The sequence below is a fragment of the Streptomyces sp. NPDC059909 genome (genome assembly GCF_042730885.1).
GTDB lineage: Bacteria > Actinomycetota > Actinomycetes > Streptomycetales > Streptomycetaceae > Streptomyces.
Genome location: NZ_JBHWKX010000029.1, coordinates 77012 through 96490, shown reverse-complemented (window position 1 = coordinate 96490; position 19479 = coordinate 77012). Strand labels below are relative to the sequence as shown.

At 70.9% G+C, this 19479-nt stretch carries 22 protein-coding genes and 1 pseudogene; 12 read left to right on the top strand and 11 right to left on the bottom strand.

Features of this window, described 5'->3' with window-relative positions; all coding sequences use genetic code 11:
• The 3 genes and pseudogenes from ACFV9O_RS20910 to ACFV9O_RS20900 all read right to left on the bottom strand — a co-directional run.
• Positions 1–81, bottom strand: a pseudogene (locus ACFV9O_RS20910) (electron transfer flavoprotein subunit beta); the annotation flags it as partial.
• A 201-nt stretch (positions 82–282) separates the two neighbouring features.
• Complete coding sequence (locus ACFV9O_RS20905) at positions 283–849, bottom strand: flavin reductase family protein (RefSeq protein WP_385420000.1); 567 nt, start codon at positions 847–849, stop codon at positions 283–285.
• Positions 850–1131: 282 nt separating this feature from the next.
• On the bottom strand, positions 1132–1545 hold the full coding sequence (locus ACFV9O_RS20900; RefSeq protein WP_385419998.1) for a TlpA family protein disulfide reductase: 414 nt from the start codon (positions 1543–1545) through the stop codon (positions 1132–1134).
• 88 nt (positions 1546–1633) lie between these two features.
• Here ACFV9O_RS20900 and ACFV9O_RS20895 point away from each other — a divergent pair, with 88 nt between their 5' ends.
• Together ACFV9O_RS20895 and ACFV9O_RS20890 are read left to right on the top strand one after the other, a co-directional pair.
• A complete protein-coding gene (locus tag ACFV9O_RS20895; RefSeq protein ID WP_385419996.1) occupies positions 1634–2041 on the top strand; it encodes a DUF4395 domain-containing protein in 408 nt (135 codons plus the stop codon).
• A 162-nt stretch (positions 2042–2203) separates the two neighbouring features.
• Positions 2204–2926, top strand: a complete 723-nt coding sequence (locus tag ACFV9O_RS20890) for a lysophospholipid acyltransferase family protein (protein WP_385419995.1) — start codon at positions 2204–2206, stop codon at positions 2924–2926.
• A 35-nt stretch (positions 2927–2961) separates the two neighbouring features.
• On the opposite strand, the gene ACFV9O_RS20885 is transcribed toward ACFV9O_RS20890, so the two are convergent.
• The 4 genes from ACFV9O_RS20885 to ACFV9O_RS20870 all read right to left on the bottom strand — a co-directional run bounded on the left by ACFV9O_RS20885 (position 2962) and on the right by ACFV9O_RS20870 (position 7013).
• Entirely contained in the window at positions 2962–3654 is a 693-nt protein-coding gene (locus tag ACFV9O_RS20885; protein ID WP_385419994.1) for a B3/4 domain-containing protein, read from the bottom strand.
• Positions 3655–3754: 100 nt separating this feature from the next.
• The gene (locus tag ACFV9O_RS20880) at positions 3755–4852 is read right to left on the bottom strand and encodes a threonine aldolase family protein (protein ID WP_385419992.1); all 1098 of its coding nucleotides are present in this window, start codon (positions 4850–4852) and stop codon (positions 3755–3757) included.
• Positions 4831–5589: an SDR family NAD(P)-dependent oxidoreductase gene (locus ACFV9O_RS20875; protein WP_385419991.1), complete on the bottom strand. Its 759-nt coding sequence runs from the start codon at positions 5587–5589 to the stop codon at positions 4831–4833. The genes ACFV9O_RS20880 and ACFV9O_RS20875 overlap by 22 nt, the downstream gene beginning before the upstream one ends.
• A 26-nt stretch (positions 5590–5615) precedes the next feature.
• Positions 5616–7013: a DUF6421 family protein gene (locus tag ACFV9O_RS20870; protein ID WP_385419988.1), complete on the bottom strand. Its 1398-nt coding sequence runs from the start codon at positions 7011–7013 to the stop codon at positions 5616–5618.
• Between the two features lie 501 nt (positions 7014–7514).
• Here ACFV9O_RS20870 and ACFV9O_RS20865 point away from each other — a divergent pair.
• The gene (locus ACFV9O_RS20865) at positions 7515–8198 is read left to right on the top strand and encodes a glycerophosphodiester phosphodiesterase (RefSeq protein ID WP_385420010.1); all 684 of its coding nucleotides are present in this window, start codon (positions 7515–7517) and stop codon (positions 8196–8198) included.
• Between the two features lie 7 nt (positions 8199–8205).
• On the opposite strand, the gene ACFV9O_RS20860 is transcribed toward ACFV9O_RS20865, so the two are convergent.
• Positions 8206–8760 carry a GNAT family N-acetyltransferase gene (locus ACFV9O_RS20860; protein ID WP_385419986.1) on the bottom strand — a complete coding sequence of 185 codons (555 nt, stop codon included), beginning with the start codon at positions 8758–8760 and terminating at the stop codon, positions 8206–8208.
• Positions 8761–8858: 98 nt separating this feature from the next.
• On the opposite strand from ACFV9O_RS20860, the gene ACFV9O_RS20855 reads away from it, so the two are divergent.
• The 5 genes from ACFV9O_RS20855 to ACFV9O_RS20835 all read left to right on the top strand — a co-directional run bounded on the left by ACFV9O_RS20855 (position 8859) and on the right by ACFV9O_RS20835 (position 12583).
• Complete coding sequence (locus tag ACFV9O_RS20855; RefSeq protein ID WP_385419984.1) at positions 8859–9245, top strand: VOC family protein; 387 nt, start codon at positions 8859–8861, stop codon at positions 9243–9245.
• A gap of 160 nt (positions 9246–9405) precedes the next feature.
• Positions 9406–9981 (top strand): DUF5134 domain-containing protein, encoded by a 576-nt coding sequence (locus tag ACFV9O_RS20850; RefSeq protein WP_385419982.1) that lies wholly within the window; start codon positions 9406–9408, stop codon positions 9979–9981.
• A gap of 86 nt (positions 9982–10067) precedes the next feature.
• Positions 10068–11003 (top strand): M56 family metallopeptidase, encoded by a 936-nt coding sequence (locus tag ACFV9O_RS20845; RefSeq protein WP_385419981.1) that lies wholly within the window; start codon positions 10068–10070, stop codon positions 11001–11003.
• A gap of 34 nt (positions 11004–11037) precedes the next feature.
• The gene (locus tag ACFV9O_RS20840; protein ID WP_385419979.1) at positions 11038–11724 is read left to right on the top strand and encodes a phosphatase PAP2 family protein; all 687 of its coding nucleotides are present in this window, start codon (positions 11038–11040) and stop codon (positions 11722–11724) included.
• A gap of 175 nt (positions 11725–11899) precedes the next feature.
• Positions 11900–12583, top strand: coding sequence for a TetR/AcrR family transcriptional regulator (locus tag ACFV9O_RS20835; protein ID WP_385419977.1), 684 nt, complete (start codon positions 11900–11902; stop codon positions 12581–12583).
• On the opposite strand, the gene ACFV9O_RS20830 is transcribed toward ACFV9O_RS20835, so the two are convergent.
• Positions 12556–14070, bottom strand: a complete 1515-nt coding sequence (locus ACFV9O_RS20830) for an LVIVD repeat-containing protein (protein WP_385419975.1) — start codon at positions 14068–14070, stop codon at positions 12556–12558. The genes ACFV9O_RS20835 and ACFV9O_RS20830 overlap by 28 nt on opposite strands.
• 176 nt (positions 14071–14246) lie before the next feature.
• Here ACFV9O_RS20830 and ACFV9O_RS20825 point away from each other — a divergent pair, with 176 nt between their 5' ends.
• Both ACFV9O_RS20825 and ACFV9O_RS20820 read left to right on the top strand, forming a co-directional pair.
• Complete coding sequence (locus ACFV9O_RS20825) at positions 14247–14915, top strand: DUF305 domain-containing protein (RefSeq protein WP_385419973.1); 669 nt, start codon at positions 14247–14249, stop codon at positions 14913–14915.
• Between the two features lie 61 nt (positions 14916–14976).
• The gene (locus ACFV9O_RS20820; protein WP_385419971.1) at positions 14977–16419 is read left to right on the top strand and encodes an FAD-dependent oxidoreductase; all 1443 of its coding nucleotides are present in this window, start codon (positions 14977–14979) and stop codon (positions 16417–16419) included.
• Positions 16420–16469: 50 nt separating this feature from the next.
• Here ACFV9O_RS20820 and ACFV9O_RS20815 read toward each other — a convergent pair whose 3' ends face one another.
• Positions 16470–16820 carry an ArsR/SmtB family transcription factor gene (locus ACFV9O_RS20815; protein ID WP_385419969.1) on the bottom strand — a complete coding sequence of 117 codons (351 nt, stop codon included), beginning with the start codon at positions 16818–16820 and terminating at the stop codon, positions 16470–16472.
• A 200-nt stretch (positions 16821–17020) separates the two neighbouring features.
• Entirely contained in the window at positions 17021–17434 is a 414-nt protein-coding gene (locus ACFV9O_RS20810) for an organic hydroperoxide resistance protein (protein ID WP_385419967.1), read from the bottom strand.
• A 99-nt stretch (positions 17435–17533) separates the two neighbouring features.
• Here ACFV9O_RS20810 and ACFV9O_RS20805 point away from each other — a divergent pair, with 99 nt between their 5' ends.
• Both ACFV9O_RS20805 and ACFV9O_RS20800 read left to right on the top strand, forming a co-directional pair.
• Positions 17534–18040, top strand: a complete 507-nt coding sequence (locus tag ACFV9O_RS20805) for a MarR family winged helix-turn-helix transcriptional regulator (protein ID WP_385419965.1) — start codon at positions 17534–17536, stop codon at positions 18038–18040.
• 216 nt (positions 18041–18256) lie between these two features.
• On the top strand, positions 18257–19336 hold the full coding sequence (locus ACFV9O_RS20800) for an NADH:flavin oxidoreductase/NADH oxidase (protein WP_385419963.1): 1080 nt from the start codon (positions 18257–18259) through the stop codon (positions 19334–19336).
• Positions 19337–19479: the final 143 nt, after the last annotated feature.

The following is a 19479-nucleotide window of genomic DNA, read 5'->3' as shown; positions in this document are numbered from 1 at the left end:
GACGGTCAGGTCATCGGCGAAGTGCCGGTCGCCGGTGGCGTCGGGCACGTACTTCACACAGACAACGATCCTCAAGCTCACGCCGGCTCTCCTACTGCATCGTCATTTCTGAGCTGCCTTGTGCAGGCAGCATAGGCGCCTGAAGGCGGGGTTTCCGGTCGGGGCGACCAGGGCTCCGAACGTCATATTACTCGCCAGTACACCCAGTTGGCCGCCACTGAGCAAGCGCTTGGAACTGTGACCTTGCCAACGCTCCGGCCCCTCCCCCATGCCCTGGATCCCTCAGTCCCTCAGCGCGTTGAAGCGGCCCTGGTGGTAGAGGAGCGGGCGGCCGGCTCCGGCCGGGTCCCCGGTGACGGCCTCGGCGACGACGATGCGGTGGTCCCCCGCGGGCACCCGGGCCACAACCCGGCAGACCAGCCACGCCAGCACCCCGTCGAGGACCGGAACTTCCTCGGGTCCGGTACGCCATCGGGTGGGCGGGGCGAAACGGTCGGCGCCGCTGCGGGCGAAGGTGGCGGCCAGCTCGCGCTGGTGCTCGCCGAGTATGTGGACGCCGATGTGCCCGGCCCGCGACACGACGGGCCAGCTGGACGAAGTGGTGCCGATACCGAACGAGATCAGCGGCGGCTCGGCCGCGACGGAGTTCAGCGAGGTCGCCGTGAAGCCGACGGGGCGCTCGCCCCGGGCGGTGATGACCGCGACTCCTGCGGCGTGCTGCCGGAAGACGGAGCGGAGCAGATCGGGAGAGGCCGGCTGAGCGATGCCGAAGTCCGGGGAGGCCGGCCGAGCGATGCCGAATTCGGGCGAGACCAGCTGAGAGGTGCCGAGGTCGGGCGATGCCGTCATGGAGTTGTCCTTCTGCGGTGGATGCGTACGGGGCCGTGGGTGCTCAGGCACCCGGACAGCGCGCGCTCGCGTTGCGGGCCAGGTCCACATGCGGCCGGCCGAAGAGAAGGAGTCGTCGTGGCACGTCGTCAGACTGACGATTGTTGGCAGGTGCAGTCAAGTGCGGCCCGGGAGAATGGGAGCTGCGTCACGGCACCGGCACGCCCTGTTCACACGCCTCTTCACATGCCTCGTCGCGGGCCGCGCGCCCGCCGCCTCGCGCCGTCTCCCGGAGGGCACCGCTCAGACCGCCTCGCCGAGCGCCGCGATCACATCGGCCTTACGGGGCTGCCCTGATGCCCTCCGTACGATCCGGCCGCGCGCGTCGAGCACCAGCACGGTGGGCGTCCGCAGGATCTCCAGCTCGCGCACCAGCGGGAGCCGCTCCTCGGCGTCGATCTCCACGTGGGTGACCCCGTCGACCATGGCCGCCACCTCGGCGAGGGTCCGCCGGGTCGCCCGGCAGGGCTGGCAGAAGGCGCTGGAGAACTGCACGAGGGTGGCCCGCTCCCCCAGTTCCGCGCCCAGTTCGGCAGCTCCGAGCCTGCGCCCCCCGTCCCGCCCGCGCACCTTCAGCCTCCCGCTCGTCCGCCGGTGCAGCAGACCGAGGACCCCCGCCACCGCGAGGACCGCCGCGCACACCACAAGTCCGGTCATGGTTCCCTTCCGACGCCTTTCCAGCATTCACAGGACCGCAAAGATTCCCGCCCGCGCTCTCCGCGTGTCCTGCGGAATGCTGGGCGGTATGGACATTGACGCCAGAGGGCCGCGCTTCGGCGCCGCCGTGACCACCGTCGTACTCGCGGTCGTCCTCATCACCTCCAGCTGGGTCCTGCTCGCGTGGCAGGCGCTGTGCTTCGCCGTCGGGGCGGTGGCCGGCGTCCAGCGGTCGCCCTACGGCTTGCTGTTCCGCGCCGCCGTACGACCGAGGCTCGGGCCGCCCATGGAGGTGGAGTCTCCCGCTCCGCCGCGTTTCGCGCAGGGGGTGGGGCTTGTCTTCGCGCTGGTCGGGCTCGTCGGCTACGGCTGGGGGCCGGAGTGGCTGGGGATGGCGGCCACGGGGTGCGCGCTGGCCGCGGCGTTCCTGAACGCGGCGTTCTCGTACTGCCTCGGCTGCGAGATGTACCTGCTGCTGCGGCGGGCAACCGCGTGATTCGTGACGCGACGTGATGAGAATCTCGCCCTGCGACGCGCCCAGGACTGGCCGTAACGCCGCGCATGGGGCACGATCTGCCCAATGCCGAAAACCTACGGCTGCGTAACTTCCGCCGGGCGAACCCTACCCGGGCAGAGTGAACGAAGGGTCTCCCCACACATGGCAGAGCTTGTCTACCGGCCGGTCATCGGCGCCGCTCTCACGATGTTCAAGGCGCTGGACCTGAAGATCGAGACCCAGGGGTCGGAGAACATTCCGCGCTCCGGCGGTGCGGTGCTGGTGAGCAACCACATCAGCTACCTGGACTTCATCTTCTCCGGTCTGGCGGCGCTGCCGCAGAAGCGGCTGGTCCGCTTCATGGCGAAGGAGTCGGTGTTCCGGCACCGGATCTCGGGTCCGCTGATGCGCGGGATGAAGCACATCCCCGTGGACCGCGCCCAGGGCGAGGCGGCGTACGCGCACGCGCTGGACTCGCTGCGCTCGGGCGAGATCATCGGCGTCTTCCCCGAGGCCACCATCTCCCAGTCGTTCACGCTGAAGAGCTTCAAGTCGGGCGCGGCGCGCCTCGCCCAGGAGGCCGGGGTCCCGCTGATCCCGATGGCACTGTGGGGCACCCAGCGGCTGTGGACCAAGGGCCGGCCGAAGAACCTCAGGCGGAGCCACATCCCGGTGACCATCCGCGTCGGTGAGCCGGTGGAGGCGCCCACCGACCAGTACGCGGGAGCGATCACCCGGCGGCTGCGCGAGCGGGTGCAGGAGCTGCTGGAGGCGGCTCAGCGCGCCTATCCCGTACGCCCCAGGGACGCGAGCGACACCTGGTGGGTGCCCGCGCACCTCGGGGGTACGGCGCCGACCGCGCAAGAGGTCCGCGAGGCCAGCTGAGCGTCTGCGTCCCGTCCGGAGCCGGGGCGGAAACGTCACTCCGGGGTGCGTACGGTGATCCGCGCCCCGGGGCTCAGCTTCTCCAGCGCCTCGGCGAGCTCGGCGCCCGCGGCCTCGAGCTCACCGGTCGTCACGGGAGTCAGCGACTCCAGCAGGAAGATCGCGTTCACCGATTCCTCGGTGAGCCGGGTGCGCGGACCCTGGCGCCAGTTCCAGCGCCGGCACGTGACGCCCTCGTCGTCGCACCAGACGATCTCGCCCGCTTCCGGGTGCTCCACCGTCTCCTCGCCCGCCGCGACGGTGACGAAGGGCTCGTCGCCGCTCGCGCGCACGAGGCGCATGCCGCCCTTGATGCGGTCCAGGTCCTCGCCCCCGACCGGGATCAGATGGGCCACGCTGATCGCGTTGTAGGCGTCCACGAGCAGATTGATGCGCGGCAGCCCGCCGTCGGCGAGCGCACGCCTGGCGAGCGCTTCGGCGGAGTTGCGCGTACGGGACGGCTTGGCGCCGAAGGCGCCGTAGGCCGCGCGCCAGGCGGCCATGTGCGGGTCCTCGTGCGGTGCACGGCCGTCCAGCCGCTCGGCGAGGCGGCGCGCGGCGTCGTCGAGCAGCGCCGAACTCGTCTCGCTGGTGGGCCCGTTGACCAGGCCGCGGGCCTCGACGGCGAGATGGGTGAAGCCGGGTACGAGGCTTCGCACCTCGTCGGACACGGTGAGCGTCAGGGTCATCGTCTGCCTTGCTTCGGCGTTCGGCGCTGTTCAGCGCGACGGAAGGGACTGTGCAGTCCATCATAGAGGACTGCGCAGTCCACTTCATTGACCTTTGCCGCTACCTGGCCATTTCTTCCTTCAGCGCCAGCAGGAAGGCGTCGACGTCGTCCTCGGTGGTGTCGAACGAGCACATCCACCGCACGTCGCCGGCCGCCTCGTCCCAGAAGTAGAAGCGGAAACGCTGCTGGAGCCGCCGGCTCACGTCGTGCGGCAGCCGCGCGAAGACCGCGTTGGCCTGGACCGGGTAGAGGATCTCGACGCCGTCCACCGCCCGTATGCCCTCGGCGAGGCGCTGGGCCATGGCGTTGGAGTGCCGGGCGTTGCGCAGCCACAGGTCCTTCGCGAGCAGCGCCTCCAACTGCACCGAGACGAAACGCATCTTGGAGGCGAGCTGCATGGACAGCTTGCGGATGTGCTTCATCTTCCGAACGGCGTCCGGGTTGAGCACGATGACGGCCTCGCCGAACAGCATTCCGTTCTTGGTGCCGCCGTACGAGATGACGTCCACGCCCACCGCGTTGGTGAACGCGCGCATCGGCACGTCCAGCGACGCGGCGGCGTTGGCTATCCGGGCACCGTCGAGGTGCACCTTCATGCCGAGGCCGTGCGCGTGGTCGACGATCGCGCGGATCTCGTCCACCGTGTAGACGGTCCCCAGCTCGGTGTTCTGGGTGATCGAGACGACCTGCGGCATGGCGCGGTGCTCGTCGTCCCAGCCGTACGCCTGCCGGTCGATCAGCTCGGGCGTGAGCTTGCCGTCCGGCGTCGGCACCGTCAGCAGCTTCAGGCCGCCCATCCGCTCCGGTGCACCGCCCTCGTCCACGTTGATGTGCGCGGACTCGGCGCAGATCACCGCGCCCCAGCGGTCGGTGAGCGCCTGGAGCGCGACGACGTTCGCCCCCGTGCCGTTGAAGACCGGGAACGCCTCGGCGGAGGAGCCGAAGTGGCTGTGCATGATCCGCTGGAGGTGGTCCGTGTAGTCGTCCTCGCCGTAGGAGACCTGGTGGCCGCCGTTGGCCAGGGCGAGGGCGGCCAGGACCTCCGGGTGCGCGCCCGCGTAGTTGTCGCTGGCGAAACCCCGGACCTCGGGGTCGTGGTGCCTGCGGGCATCCGTACGAACGGCATTCGGCGGGATCACGGCTCGGGGGTCAGCCACAGACGCTGTCCATTCACTTCCGGGGCGGGCCGGTCCCAGACTCCGGCAATGGCCTCGGCCAGTTCCTTGACGTCCGTGAAGCCCGCGAACTTCGCATTGGGGCGCTCGGCGCGCATGGCGTCGTGCACCAGTGCCTTGATGATCAGGATGGCAGCCGCGGCGCGCGGGCCCTCCTCGCCCCCAGCCTTCCGGAACGAGTCCGCGAGCGCCAGGGTCCATGCCTCGGCGGCGGCCTTGGCCGCGGCGTAGGCGGCGTTGCCCTCCGTGGGCCTGGCGGCGCCGGACTGGCTGACCAGGACGAAACGGCCCCTGTCGCTGCGCTTGAGCGCCTCGTGGAAGGCGAGCGACGTGTGCTGGACCGTGCGGATCAGCAGCTTGTCCAGCAGGTCCCAGTCGGCGAGGTTCGTCTCGGCGAAGGTGGCGCTGCCGCGCCAGCCGCCGACGAGATGGACCAAACCGTCGATCCGGCCGAACTCCTTCTCGGTCTGGTTCGCCCACTCCTGTGCGGCAACCGGGTCGAGCAGATCGACCGTGTCCCCGGTGACGGTCGCGCCGCCGTGTGCGTACCGGGCGGCGTCGACCGCCTCGGCGAGGCGCTCGGTGTCGGCGTCGGCCCCCACGACGACGGCTCCGGCCTCCGCGAGGCGCAGCAGGGTGGCGCGGCCGGCCGGGCCTGCGGCACCGGCCACCGCGATCACGGCACCGTCCAGCACTCCGCCGTTGCCGTTCGAGTTCATAGTCGTCGTCTCCTCCGTGCGAGAGCTCACGCGGCGACTCGCTCAGCTGCGTCTGCGGTGATCCCCTTGGTGGAGGCGATCACGTTCTTCAGCTTCTTGGAGAGCGCCTCATAGAACATGCTGAGCGGAAACTCGTCCGGAAGCACGTCGTCCACGAGCTTGCGCGGCGGCTGGGAGAGGTCCAGGGCGTCGGGGCCCTTGGCCCAGCGGGAGCCCGGGTGCGGGGCGAGGTAGGTGGAGACCAGGTCGTACGCCTTGAACCAGTGCACGAGCTTCGGGCGGTCGATGCCGTCCCGGTACAGCTTCTCGATCTCGGCGCAGAGATCGTTGGTGACCTGCGGGGCCCGCTCCCAGTCGATCCGCAGCTTGTTGTCGGTCCAGCGGATCACGTCGTGCTTGTGGAGGTACGCGAAGAGCAGCTGGCCGCCGAGGCCGTCGTAGTTGCGGACGCGGTCGCCGGTGACCGGGAAGCGGAACATGCGGTCGAACAGCACCGCGTACTGCACGTCGCGGCCGTGTGCGTTGCCCTCGGCGTCCAGCTTCACGGCCTCCTTGAAGGCGGTGAGGTCGCAGCGCAGCTCCTCCAGGCCGTACATCCAGAACGGCTGGCGCTGCTTGATCATGAACGGGTCGAACGGCAGATCGCCGTGGCTGTGGGTGCGGTCGTGGATCATGTCCCAGAGGACGAACGCCTTCTCGCAGCGCTCCTGGTCGTCGACCATCGCGGCGATGTCGTCCGGGAGCTCGATGCCGAGGATCTCCACGGCGGCGTCCGTGACACGGCGGAAGCGCGCGGCCTCGCGGTCACAGAAGATGCCGCCCCAGCTGAACCGCTCGGGGGCCTCGCGCACGGCTATGGTCTCGGGGAACAGCACGGCCGAGTTGGTGTCGTACCCGGCGGTGAAGTCCTCGAAGGTGATGCCGCAGAAGAGCGGGTTGTCGTAGCGGGTGGCCTCCAGCTCGGCAAGCCACTCCGGCCAGACCATGCGCAGCACGACCGCCTCGAGATTGCGGTCCGGGTTGCCGTTCTGCGTGTACATGGGGAAGACCACCAGGTGCTGGAGGCCGTCCACGCGGTTCGCGGCGGGCTGGAAGGCGAGCAGCGAGTCCAGGAAGTCCGGCACGCCGAAGGCGCCGTCCGCCCACTTGTTCAGGTCGGCGACGAGCGCACGGTGGTACGCGGCGTCGTGCGGGACCAGCGGGGAGAGCTCCTCGATCGCGGCGGTGAGCCGCTCGACCGCGTACTCGGCAGCGGCGCGCACCGGGGCGCCCTCGGCATCGAAGTCGATCGAGCCGTCCTTGGACTGCCAGGGCCGGATCTCCTCGACGGCGTTCTTGAGCGTCCGCCACGCCGGGTGCTCGACCACTCGCTCCGCAGTGGCTATGTCCCCACCAGCAGCGTCCTGCACAAGAATTTCCGTCATGTCACTTCCTCCACGGGAGAACCTCGCGTCAAGACACCGTATCCATGCGTGGTTCTTCCGTACAAGTGTGACCTTGGGAAATTATCCTGCGGCACCCCCTTGGTCACCGTAGATTTTGCTGTCGGGCCGGGAGGCCGAGGCGATGACTTCGGCCGCACCGGCATCTCCGGAAGTGTGCCTCGGTGACCGGAACCCCGCATCCCGTAACTGCGCGGCCGAGGCGTCGCCGGGCGACCTGGAGCGTCTCCGTCAAGGCCCGGGGGACGCGCCCACGCACGGGTGACGCGGCGGGTCCACAGCCGGCGGAACGACCCGTTCCCGGCCGCTCCCGCCCGCTCCGGGGCCTTCTGCACGACCGTGTTCGCCGGAGCGGGTGGCCATTAGGCTGCGGCCGTGCCGCGTGGGGCACCAGTGCCGCGCGGGAGCCGAGCCGCCGGAGCCGAAGGGCGCCAGCGCCCGGAGGCGACCCGGGCCGACCACATCGACGGAAGCGAGAAGATCTTGAGTTTCCTCACCATCGGTCATCGCGGGGTCATGGGTGTCGAACCGGAGAACACCCTCCGTTCCTTCGTCCGTGCCGAGCGTTCCGGCATGGACGCCATCGAGCTGGATCTCCATCTGAGCAAGGACGGCGCACTCGTCGTCATGCACGACGCGGAGGTCGACCGTACGACCGACGGCACCGGGCCGATCGCCGAGAAGACCCTTGCCGAGCTGCGGGAGCTCGACGCGGGTCAGGGCGAGCGCATCCCCGTCTTCGAGGAGGTCCTGGACGCCGTGCGCGCTCCGCTCCAGGCGGAGATCAAGGACATCGCGGCGGCGCGGGCGCTGGCCGAGGTGATGCTCAAGCGCGATCTGGTCGGCCGGGTCGAGGTGTCGTCCTTCCAGGACGACGCCGTCGCGGAGATCGCCCAGCTGGTGCCGGGCGTGCGGACCGCCCTCATCGCCGGCCGCTGGGGCAGCGACCTGGTGGAGCGCGCGCAGGCGGTGGGCGCCACCACCCTCGCGCTGAACATCCGCCGGCTGACCCTGGAAACCGTGGAGCACGCGCACAGCGAGGGCCTCAAGGTCATCGCCTGGGTCGTCAACACCCAGGAGCATCTGCGGCTGGTGCGCGCCCTCGAACTCGACGGCGCGACAACCGACTTCCCCGATATCCGGCGCACCGGCCGCTTCACGGCCTGACCCCGGCCTACGCCGTAAGGGGCTTCACCAGCAGCTCGAACTGCAGGTCGTCGCGCTGCGGGACGCCGAAGCGCTCGTCGCCGTAGGGGAAGGGCGTCATCCTTCCCGTGCGGCGGTAGCCCCGCCGCTCGTACCAGGCGATGAGCTCGTCGCGCACCGAGATGACGGTCATGTGCATCTCGCCCACGCCCCACGCGTCGTGCGCGATGCGCTCGGCCTCGGCGATGATCCGCCGGCCGAGGCCGCCGCCCTGCATTTGCGGCCGTACGGCGAACATGCCGAAGTACGCGGCATCGCCCCGGTGTTCCAGCTGGCAGCAGGCGATCAACTCGCCGCCGCGCTCCACGACGACCAGCCGGCTGCCGGCCGCGGTGATGACCTCGCGGACGCCCTCCGGGTCCGTGCGCTGCCCGCCCAGGATGTCCGCCTCCGTGGTCCAGCCCGCCCGGCTGGCGTCCCCTCGGTAGGCCGACTCGATCAGCCCGACGAGCGCGGGCACGTCGGCCTCGTCGGCGTCACGGAAGGTCAGCTCGGCGGGGTGCCGGGACGGCGCGGTCTCCATGGTGCGGGTCTCCGTTCTCCTCGTACACGCGGTACACGCGCGAAGGCGCGGCTGCGAGGAGCCTAACGCGGAGACCACCGCGGTCTACTGTGCTGACCATGATGCACGTGCTGAGCAGCCGCATCCTGCTGCGGCCGACCGATCCCGAGCGGTCCCGGCGGTTCTACGAGGACGTACTCGGCCTGCAGATCTACCGTGAGTTCGGCACCGGCCCGGAACGCGGGACGGTCTACTTCCTCGGCGGGGGCTTCCTGGAGCTCTCCGGCCGCTCGGACTCCCCGCCCGCCCCCGGGATCGCGCTGTGGCTGCAGGTCTCGGACGCGAAGAGCGCGTACGGTCACGTGCTGGCCCGCGGGGCGGCCGTGGAACGGCCTCCGCAGCGGGAGCCGTGGGGGCTCGTCGAAATGTGGCTGACCGATCCGGACGGGGTGCGCATCGCGGTGGTCGAGGTGCCCGCGGACCATCCGCTGCGGCACCGGCCCTGAGTCCTGACCGGCCGGGCGGGGGTCGGCGAACGGCTCGGCCCGGGGCGCTCCGCCAACGGCCGCGGCCGTCCCGAGCGCCCCGCGTACGCCTGTGCGCTCGTATGTGCCGTGTGCGGCGCGGGCATCACCCCATCGACACCGTCGAGCGGGGAGGTGCTCGGTGCACGGACCGGCGATGTCGGGCTGGTTGCTCGTGGCGTTGTGCGCGGCATCGGGTGCGTACTGTCTGCTGCGCGTGCGCAGCGGCCCCGGTGAGGAGCGCGGGGCGGCGGGGGGCGAGGCGGTGATGGGGTTCGGGATGGCCGCCATGGCGCTGCCCGCCGCCGTCGTACCGCCGCCGCCGTGGGCCTGGCAGGTGTACGCGGCTGTCTTCGGCGCGGCGGCGCTGCGGGCCCTGTGGGCCCTCGGGGCCCTGCGGGCGGCACGGCTGCCGTCGGGGGCGGCGCATCATCTGCATCATCTGGTGGGGTCGCTGGCCATGCTGTACATGGCGGTGGCGATGGCACCGGACGGTGGAGCCCATGCCGGGCACGGCCGGGCCGGCGGAGTGCCGCTGCTGACCGGGGCGCTGCTCGTCTACTTCGCCGTGTTCGTGCTGCGTGCCGGGGCGCGGCTGGTGCCGGTGGCCGCACCCGCGGGCGGCGGGACGGTGGCGTGGGGCGCGCGGCCCGAGCTGGCGCTGGCCTGCCGGGTCTCGATGGGGGTGGCGATGGTCGCCATGCTGCTCACCGTCTGACGCGCCGCCCGGGGTGACCGTGTCGTACATCACTTGGCGTGCGAGACCGTACCCGGGAGTAGGGCCACGCTCATAGGCTGGCTTCCATGATGGTCTCCCTCGCGCTGCTGTCGCTCGGCGCACTGGCCGCCGTCGTGGCACCGCGGCTGATGTCGCGGGCCGACTGGCCGGAGCGCGAGCCGGTGGTGGCGCTGTGGGTGTGGCAGTGCGTGGTGGCCGCGGTGCTGCTGAGCTTCGGACTCTCGATGACGTTCAGCGCGGCGGCGGCCTGGCAGGCGGTACGGGGCCCGGTGTTCGCGCCCGCGCCGAGCGCGGTGGTCGAGGCGTACCAGCTGGCGGCGCACGGGCCGTGGTCGGCGGTGGTCGCCGTGGTGCTGGCGTGCGGGGGCCTGTGGACCGGTGCGATGCTGACCCGGGAGATCCACCGGGCGCACGTGCGGCGCGGGCGGCGCAGGGCCGAACTCCTCGTGCGCGCGCCCGTGTTGCCGGGCGAGGAGCCGGGCGGCGAACCGCTGGTGCTGCTGGAGGGTGAGCGGCCCGATGCCTGGTGGCTGCCGGGCGCGGCGCCCCAGCTCGTCATCACCACGGCCGCACTGCGGCGCTTGAAGGGCCGTCAGCTCGATGCGGTACTGGCCCATGAGCAGGGACACGCGCGCGCCCGGCACGACTGGCTGCTGCACTGCTCGGCGGCCCTGGCCAACGGCTTTCCGCAGGTGCCGGTGTTCGCTGCGTTCCGGGACGAGATGCACCGGCTGGTGGAGCTCGCCGCGGACGACGTGGCGTCGCGGCGGTTCGGCCGGCTGACGATCGCGCTGGCCCTGGTGGAACTGAACGAGGACCGCGGAGTGTTCGGCCCCGGCCCGGCGCCGGACGCGCAACTGCCGCAGCGGGTCCACCGGCTGCTGGCTCCGGTCCCCCGGCTCACCGCCGGCAACCGGCTGGGACTGACCGCGGCGGCGGCGCTGGTCCCGCTCGTACCGCTGCTCGTGGCATTCGTGCCGGGTCTGAGCGCCCTGGGATAGCCCGCCGCGGTGCTCGTGGGCAAGGATCGTCCCCATGCGTCCCCCCACCCCGCCCCCGCGGCCGCGTACCCCGGTCCCCTCCCCCGCGCGCACCGCGGCGCTGACCGCCGGCCTTGCCGTGGTGCTGCTGGTCCTGGTGGCCACCGGGTGGGGGCCGCTGATGTCCCTGGACGTCACGGTCGCGGACGAGCTGCACCGCTCGGCGCTGGCCGAGCCGGGGTTCACGCACGTCAACCGCGTGTTCAGCGACTGGGTATGGGACCCGTGGACGATGCGGCTGCTGATCGCGGTCGTGGTCGTGCTGCTGCTGTGGCGGCGGGCGGTGCTGCTCGCGCTCTGGGTGGCCGCCGCGAGCGCGCTGGGCACCGCTCTGCAGCAGGGCCTGAAGTCGGCGCTGGACCGCGAGCGGCCGCACTGGCAGAACCCGGTGGATGCCGCGCAGTACGCCGCCTTCCCCTCCGGGCACGCGATGACGGCGATGGTCACCTGCGGGGTGCTGCTCTGGCTGCTGGGGAGGTATGGGGTGGGGCCCCGGACGTGGTGGGCCGCGCTGCTGGTGTGCGCGGTCTCGGTGCTGGGGGTGGGCTTCACCCGGATCTATCTCGGGGTGCACTGGCTGACGGACGTCGTGGCCGGCTGGCTGCTGGGGATCAGTGTGGTGGCGCTCACCGCGGCGTCGTACGAACGGTTCACCGCCGAGGAATCCGGAGTCCGGACATGACGCACCGGACGATATGCGTGCCACGCCGGATTCCGGGCATGACGGAGCCGACCGGACCGGGCGATCCCCCGCGTCGCCCGGTCGGGCCGTCGCCCCGCTGACCAGGCACGTAAGTGCACCGCAGCGGGTAGCGCTGAGTATATTGGCTCGGAGCCAGTCAACGCAGGAGTTAAGCATGTCCCCGCGGAGCGCATCGGTCAACGAAGAGCTCCGTCGGCGTTCCCGGGAGCGCCTGCTGCAGGCGACGGTGGACCTGGTGGCGGAGCGCGGGTACGAGGCGACGACGCTGGGCGACATCGCGGATCGCGCGGGGTCGGCCCGCGGTCTGATCTCGTACTACTTCCCCGGCAAACGCCAGCTCTTCCAGTCGGCGGTGCACCGGCTGATGCACCGGACGCTGGAAGCGGCGCTGGAGCGCGAGCCGCGCACGGACGACGGCCGAGAGCGGCTGGCCCGGGCGATCGACGCAATCCTCGGGCTCGCGGTGGACCGGCCGGTGCTGATGCGGGCGCACATGGCGGGCATTTTGCAGGCCGAGGGATTCGTCCAGGACGAGGAGCAGCAGCGGCTGGCGTTCCTGCTGCGCGACACGGTGGAGCGGTACGGCTCGCAGGACGTGGACACCGACTATCCGCTGCTGCGCGCCCTGCTCATGGGCGCGGTGTTCGCGGTGGCGCTGCCGGGGGCGCCGATGCCGCTAGAGCGGCTGCGGACGGAGCTGTTCCAGCGGTACGGGCTGGACTGGGGGCTCGGAGTCCCGCCGGGCGAGAAGCCGCCCGGCGGGACGCGTTGTGCTCACGAGGATCCGGACGATGCCGGGACCTCGTCGGATCAGTCGTCGTCGAAGTCGTCGAAGTAGTCCGGCTGCGTCTGGACGTTGAGCTCGTCCATCCGGATCCGCTTCGCCGCGTCCGTGCGACCGTCGTCGAGCTTCAGTACGTCGAAGCCCTTGGCGATGTCGTTGGAGTAGATGTAGCCGTTGTAGTAGTACGCCGACCAGGAGCCGGCCGTGATGTTCTGGGTGGTGGAGACCGGACCGCGTTCGAAGTAGGCGATCTCCTTCGGGTTGGCGGAGTCGGTGAACTCCCATACCGAGACGCCGCCCTGGTACCAGGCCTGGACCATGATGTCGCGGCCCTTGACCGGGATCAGCGAGCCGTTGTGGGCCACGCAGTTCTCGGTGTTCGCCTGGTGACGGGCGATCTTGTAGTAGCTGCGGAAGACGAGCTTGCGCTGGTCGCCCTTGCCGACGATGTCGTAGATGCCGTCCGCGCCGCGGTTCGGGCCGACCGCCTCGTTGCAGGTGGCGCCCACGCCGCCGCCCAGCTCGTCGGTGAAGACGACCTTGTTGGCGCGCTGGTTGAACGTCGCCGAGTGCCAGAACGCGAAGTTCACGTTGTCCTGGACCTGGTCGATGACCTTCGGGTGCTCCGGGTCCTCGATGTCGAAGAGGATGCCGTCACCCATGCAGGCGCCCGCGGCGAGGTCCTTCGACGGCAGCACGGTGATGTCGTGGCAGCCGGTCGTCTTGGAGACGCCCGGGTTCGTCGGAGCACCCGGGTTGCCGCCACCGTCCGGGCCCTCGCCCGGGAACAGCACCGGGAAGTTCACGATCGCGGCCTTCTCGGGGGCGTTGCGCGGCACCTTGATGACGGAGATCCCGTCGTGCGGCGGCTGGCAGTCCGGGAACTCCGCACGCGGCGAGTACGAGGAGACGTACACGTAGACGTTGCGGCGCTCGGGCACCAGGGTGTGGGTGTGCGAGCCGCACGCGGTCTCGACAGCGGCGACGTACTTCGGGTTGCGCTTGTCGCTGATGTCGAAGATCTTCATGCCCTCCCAGGACGACTTCTCGGTCGCGGGCTGCGAGGTGCTGTTGCAGGAGTTGTCGGTGCGCGAGGAGTCGGTGGAGAGGAAGAGCAGGTTCCCGGAGACGGAGATGTCGTTCTGCGATCCGGGACACAGGACCTGGGCCACCGTCTTGGGGGCCCGGGGGTCGCTGATGTCGAAGATGCGGAAACCGTCGTAGTTGCCGGCGAAGGCGTACTTGCCCTGGAAGGCCAGGTCGGAGTTGGTCCCCGGCAGCGCTTCCTTGGGGATGTTGACGAGATGTTCGATGTTGTCGCTGTGGACGATCTCGTCCACGCCGGGTATCTCGCCGTTCGCCACAGCTGACTGGGCTTCGGCGCGCTGGGCCGAGGAGACCGAACCCTGGTTCGGGGCATCTCCGGGGTCGGGGATGGCGGCCGCGGGTGCGGCCGTCAGCAGAGTGGCGAGCAGCCCGGCCGCGGCTGCTGCCACGCCCAGACGTCTGCGCCGCACGCGGGTGGTGTGCAACGAGATCACTGCGTCCTCCCTTGTCTCCGTTCGAAGTTGAACGGTTCACGGACCCCGGCAGTATCGTCCTTTGCATGCTCATTCCAACAGATGGATACAGAGCCGTAATGAAAGATTTTGATCGCTGAGCCGCGCAAGCGTGCTACTACGATCACCGACGCCCCCAAGCGCTTCAGGAGGTTGCTGTGTTGCTGCGCCGTAGATCCCGCTCCGCCGGCAGAACCGCGATCGCCGCGGTGGCCGCGGCCGCCGTACTGGCCCTGAGCGCCTGCGAGTCGGGGTCGGCTGGCACGACGGAGGCCAAGGGCGACGGCGGTCCGTCCGTGGTGGCACCCGGGAAACCGGGCGAGCCGGCGAAGACGCTGTCCGCCGAGGAGGCCAGGAAGGCGCTGCCGGACAACAGCCCGAACTCCGCGGACTTCTCGTACGCGCAGATGATGATCACGCATCACCAGCAGGCCCTGGAGATGGCCGCCCTCGTGCCGGACCGTGCGGGCAGCGAGCCGGTCAAGCGGCTCGCCGAGCGCATCACGGCGGCGCAGCAGCCGGAGATCGGCGCGATGCAGGGCTGGCTGAAAAGCAACGGCGACGGGAAGGACGCGGGCGACCACGGCGCCCACGACCACGGGGCGATGCCCGGAATGGCCACCAAGGCCCAGCTGGACCAACTGCGCGCGGCGCACGGAAAAGCCTTCGACGAGCTCTTCCTGAAGCTGATGATCACCCACCACGAGGGCGCGCTCACCATGGCGGGCGACGTGCTCTCCCAGGGCAACAACGTCCAGGTGGAGGCAATGGCCAACGATGTGATCGCCCAGCAGACGGCAGAGATCAACCGTATGCGCGCGATGTGAGCCTCCCCGGGCGCCCTCCCAGGTGCCATCCTGGAAGGACCCTGCGGGAAGGAGCGCAGCCGTGCTTCGAGTCGCCGTCGTCGGTTCTGGCCCGAGCGGGGTGTACACCGCTCAGGCCCTCGTCCAGCAGTCCCTGGTCCCGGACGTCCACGTGGACGTACTGGACCGGCTCCCCTGCCCCTACGGGCTGGTGAGATACGGAGTCGCGCCCGACCACGAGAAGATCAAGTCGCTGCAGAACAACCTCAGGACCGTCCTGGAGGACGAACGGATCGGCTTCATCGGCAACGTCGAGGTGGGCGCGCACGGACTGGCGCCCGCCCGTCTGCTCGAGCTCTACCACGCGGTCGTGTACTGCGTCGGGGCCGCGAGGGACCGCAGGCTCGGGGTGCCGGGCGAGGACCTGCCCGGCAGTTGCTCGGCCACCGACTTCGTGTCCTGGTACAGCGCGCACCCGGACGCCGCGCCCAACGGCTTCGCGCTCGGCGGCGCCAGGTCGGCGGTGGTGATCGGGGTCGGCAACGTCGCCGTCGACGTGACCAGGATCCTCGCACGCGGCGCGGCGGAGCTGCTGCCGACCGACGTGCCGCACGCCGCGCTCGGTGCCCTGGCACAGAGCGGGGTGCGCGAGGTGCACATGGTCGGCAGGCGCGGCCCCTCGCAGGCGAAGTTCACGACGAAGGAACTGCGGGAACTGGGCGGGCTGCCGGACGCCGCCGTCGGCGTGGAGCCGTCGGATCTCGAACTGGATCCCGGATACGCCGACCCGTCGGGCCTGCCCGCCGTCAACCGGCGCAACGTCGACGTCGTACGGGGCTGGGCCTCCGGATCCGTACCGTCGTCGCCGGGCGCTCCGGGAGCTCCGGGCACTGCGGGCGAGCGGGCGGCTTCGCGCCGCATCCACCTGAGGTTCTTCCTGCGGCCGGTGGAGCTGCTGGAGGGCGACGGGCGGGTCGCGGGCGTGCGCTTCGAGCGGACCGTGCCCGACGGTTCGGGCGGTGTGCGCGGCACGGGGATGTACGAGGAGATCGAGGCACAGCTGGTGTTGCGGGCGGTCGGCTACCGCGGAGTGCCCCTGGAGGGGCTGCCGTTCGACGCGGCGCGCGGCACGGTGCCGAACGAGGCGGGGCGGGTGCTGCGGGGCGGCGTGCCGTCGCCGGGCGAGTACGTGGCGGGGTGGATCAAGCGGGGTCCCACCGGCGTGATCGGCAGCAACCGGCCGTGCGCCAAGGAGACGGTGACGTCCCTGCTCGCGGACGCCGCCGAGCTGTGGGCCCGTCCGCTCGCCGGCGAACCGCTGGACGTGCTGCGGGAGTTGGGGCACCGTCCCGTCGAGTGGCCCGGCTGGCTGGCGATCGAGGAGGCCGAGGCGGCGCTGGGCAGGTCACTGGGGCGGCGCTCGGTGAAGATCGCCGACTGGGCGGGGCTGCTGGAGGCGGCGGCGCCGGGCATGGAGGCGCCGGGTGCGGAGGTGGGGGCACCGCCGAAGCTGCCGGCGGCTTGACCGGAGGAGTCGCCTGATCGGAAGCGCAGGAAGAGGGTGACCGCGCGAGGTCAGTCGGTGCCGAGGCGGCCGGCCTCCCGGGCGGCTGCGGCGAGGACGCTGTCGAGGAGGCCGGGGAACAGGGCGTCCAGGTCGTCGCGGCGCAGACAGTTCATCTTCGCCGTGCCCCGGTAGATCTGCCGGATCACACCGTTTTCGCGCAGCACGCGGAAGTGGTGCGTGGTCGTCGACTTCGTGACGGGCAGGTCGAAGTACGAACAGGACAGCTCGTCCGGCGCGGTCGCCAGCTCCCGTACCACCCGCAGCCGCATCGGGTCGGACAGCGCATGGAGCACACCCTCCAGGCGGATCTCCTCGCGCGCGGGGTGGGCGAGTGCGCGGGCGCTGGTCGCGGCGGTCACGGCGGCTCCACTTCATCCGGGGCCTTCATTGTACGAGACCCGTCGTAGTTTAGCTTCTGGCCGAACGACGCAGGTGCGGCGCCCGGCCGTCCGGGCACCGCACCGCCACGCCTTCCCCGTCCTGCGTGGTCTCGCCCCGCGAGGCCACCCGGCGTCGCGTGGCGCCGCGTCGTCGCAGTGGGGACTGGTCGCAGTGGCGACTACTCGACGATCAGCTCGACCGGAATGTTGCCGCGGGTCGCCTTGGAGTAGGGGCAGACCTGGTGGGCCTGCTTCACCAGCAGCTCCCCGGTCTCGCCCGCGAGGGCCTCCGGCAGCTCGACGCGGAGCGTCGCCGCCAGGGAGAAGCCGCCGTCCTCGTCCTTGCCGATGCCGACCTCGGCGGTCACCGAGATCTCGCTCGTGTCGACCTTCGCCTGGCGCCCCACCAGACCGAGGGCGCTCGCGAAGCACGCCGCGTAACCGGCCGCGAAGAGCTGCTCCGGGTTGGTGCCCTCGCCGCTGCCGCCCAGAGCGGCAGGTGCGGCCAGAGCCAGGTCCAGGCGACCGTCGGAGCTGACGGCGCGGCCCTCGCGGCCGTTGGCGGTGGCGACGGCGGTGTACAGCGCGTTCATCGGAACTTCCCTCTGTCGGTGGGGTCTGACAGGAGCAACTACAGCACACAATTCAGTTGTGCACAACTCAATTGCTCAAACGATAGGTACCCTGGACCCATGAAGACGACATGGGACGCCACGCAGGCAGCGGAGGCCCTCCGCCTCGACCGCCAGATCTGCTTCTCGCTGCACGCGGCCTCGCGCGCCTTCAACGGCGTCTACCGGGCGATCCTCAAGGACCTGGGGATCACCTACCCGCAGTACCTGGTGCTGCTGGTGCTCTGGGAGCACGGCGAGCTGCCGGTGAAGACGATCGGGGCCCGCCTCCGACTGGACTCCGGCACCCTGTCGCCCCTGCTCAAGCGGCTTGAGGCGCTCGGCCTGGTGGAGCGCCGGCGCAGCACCGAGGACGAGCGCTCCGTCACCGTGCGCACAACGGAGCAGGGCACGGCACTGCAGGAGCAGGCCGCCCTCGTCCCGCAGCGGATCGGGGCAGCCACCGGACTCACCCTCACCGAGATCGGCGATCTCCAGGAGCGGCTCGCGTCACTGACCGCCAAGCTCGACTCGGCCGACCTGGACCTCGACGCCTGGTCGTCCTGCGCGGGCACGGACGCTTCCTAATGCTCTTGTCAAGCTGTCGGAGTGCGACTCATGTGCCAGGTGAGTACGAGGTCAGGTGCTCACCTGGCGTCGTCGGACTGACGGCACACGGGCCCTCGGCAGGCAGACCGCTCGTCACGTTGCCTTGTACGAGACATCTCGTAGTTTGACAGACGCCGTACTACGATGGGTACCGTACGAGCACCTACTTCGGCCCCGTCGTGAATGGAGTCCGCCGTGAGCGCCCTGTTCGAGCCGTACACCCTTCGGTCGCTGACCATTCCCAACCGTGTCTGGATGGCGCCGATGTGCCAGTACAGCGCGGAGGTGTTCGGCCCGGGCGCCGGTGTCCCCAACGACTGGCACTTCGCCCACTATGCCGCCCGCGCGACCGGCGGCACCGGACTGATCCTGACCGAGGCCACCGCGGTCTCCCCCGAGGGCCGGATCAGCCCGCACGACCTCGGCATCTGGAACGACGCCCAGGTCGAGGCCTTCCGCCGGATCACCCGCTTCCTCAAGGAGCAGGGCACCGTTCCCGGCATCCAGATCGCCCACGCCGGCCGCAAGGCCTCCACCGGCCGGCCGTGGGACGGCGGCGCGCCGGTCGGACCCGACGAGGGCGGCTGGCAGCCGCTGGGGCCGAGCCCGGTGGCGTTCGACGAGGGACACCCGGTGCCCGATGCGCTGACGGCCGGCCAGATCGCCGAGGTCGTCGGCCAGTTCGCCGACGCCGCGCGGCGCGCGCTCGACGCGGGCTTCGAGGTCGTCGAGGTGCACGGCGCGCACGGCTACCTCATCGGCGAGTTCCTCTCCCCGCACAGCAACCACCGGACCGACGAGTACGGCGGCTCCTTCGAGAACCGCTCCCGGTTCGCGCTCGAAGTCGTCGACGCGGTACGGGCGGTGTGGCCCCAGGAGCTGCCGCTCTTCTTCCGGATCTCGGCGACCGACTGGCTGGAGGAGAACGGCTGGACGCCCGACGAAACGGTGCGCTTCGCGACCTTGCTGAAGGAACACGGCGTCGACCTGCTGGACGTCTCGTCCGGCGGCAACGCCGCTCGGGTGCGGATTCCGGTCGGCCCCGGCTACCAGGTGCCGTTCGCCGCCCGGGTGCGGGCCGAGACCGGCGTGCCGGTGGCGGCCGTCGGCCTGATCACCGAGGCACAGCAGGCCCAGAAGATCGTCTCCAACGGCGAGGCCGACGCTGTGCTGCTCGGCCGCGAGCTGCTGCGCAGCCCGTCGTGGGCGCGGCGGGCGGCGCGCGAACTCGGGGGCCGCATCCGGGTCCCGGAGCAGTACCACCGCTCGGTCTGAGGGGCGTACCGGGTACGGGCGTACGGGCCCTGCGGGCACGGACGGGGCCGGCGGGGGGGGTAGGGGCGGAGGAGGGGGGGGGGACGCCCTACCCGGCTCGACCTCCCTGAGCGCAGCTGACGCCCGCTCCTCTCCCCATCTCG

Excerpts from the sequence above, each read along its gene's own strand:
- ACFV9O_RS20905 (WP_385420000.1), bottom strand. The coding sequence starts at position 849 with ATGACGGCATCGCCCGACCTCGGCACCTCTCAGCTGGTCTCGCCCGAA.
- ACFV9O_RS20900 (WP_385419998.1), bottom strand. The coding sequence starts at position 1,545 with ATGACCGGACTTGTGGTGTGCGCGGCGGTCCTCGCGGTGGCGGGGGTC.
- ACFV9O_RS20895 (WP_385419996.1), top strand. The coding sequence starts at position 1,634 with ATGGACATTGACGCCAGAGGGCCGCGCTTCGGCGCCGCCGTGACCACC.
- ACFV9O_RS20890 (WP_385419995.1), top strand. The coding sequence starts at position 2,204 with ATGGCAGAGCTTGTCTACCGGCCGGTCATCGGCGCCGCTCTCACGATG.
- ACFV9O_RS20885 (WP_385419994.1), bottom strand. The coding sequence starts at position 3,654 with ATGACCCTGACGCTCACCGTGTCCGACGAGGTGCGAAGCCTCGTACCC.
- ACFV9O_RS20875 (WP_385419991.1), bottom strand. The coding sequence starts at position 5,589 with ATGAACTCGAACGGCAACGGCGGAGTGCTGGACGGTGCCGTGATCGCG.
- ACFV9O_RS20870 (WP_385419988.1), bottom strand. The coding sequence starts at position 7,013 with ATGACGGAAATTCTTGTGCAGGACGCTGCTGGTGGGGACATAGCCACT.
- ACFV9O_RS20860 (WP_385419986.1), bottom strand. The coding sequence starts at position 8,760 with ATGGAGACCGCGCCGTCCCGGCACCCCGCCGAGCTGACCTTCCGTGAC.
- ACFV9O_RS20855 (WP_385419984.1), top strand. The coding sequence starts at position 8,859 with ATGATGCACGTGCTGAGCAGCCGCATCCTGCTGCGGCCGACCGATCCC.
- ACFV9O_RS20845 (WP_385419981.1), top strand. The coding sequence starts at position 10,068 with ATGATGGTCTCCCTCGCGCTGCTGTCGCTCGGCGCACTGGCCGCCGTC.
- ACFV9O_RS20840 (WP_385419979.1), top strand. The coding sequence starts at position 11,038 with ATGCGTCCCCCCACCCCGCCCCCGCGGCCGCGTACCCCGGTCCCCTCC.
- ACFV9O_RS20835 (WP_385419977.1), top strand. The coding sequence starts at position 11,900 with ATGTCCCCGCGGAGCGCATCGGTCAACGAAGAGCTCCGTCGGCGTTCC.
- ACFV9O_RS20810 (WP_385419967.1), bottom strand. The coding sequence starts at position 17,434 with ATGAACGCGCTGTACACCGCCGTCGCCACCGCCAACGGCCGCGAGGGC.
- ACFV9O_RS20805 (WP_385419965.1), top strand. The coding sequence starts at position 17,534 with ATGAAGACGACATGGGACGCCACGCAGGCAGCGGAGGCCCTCCGCCTC.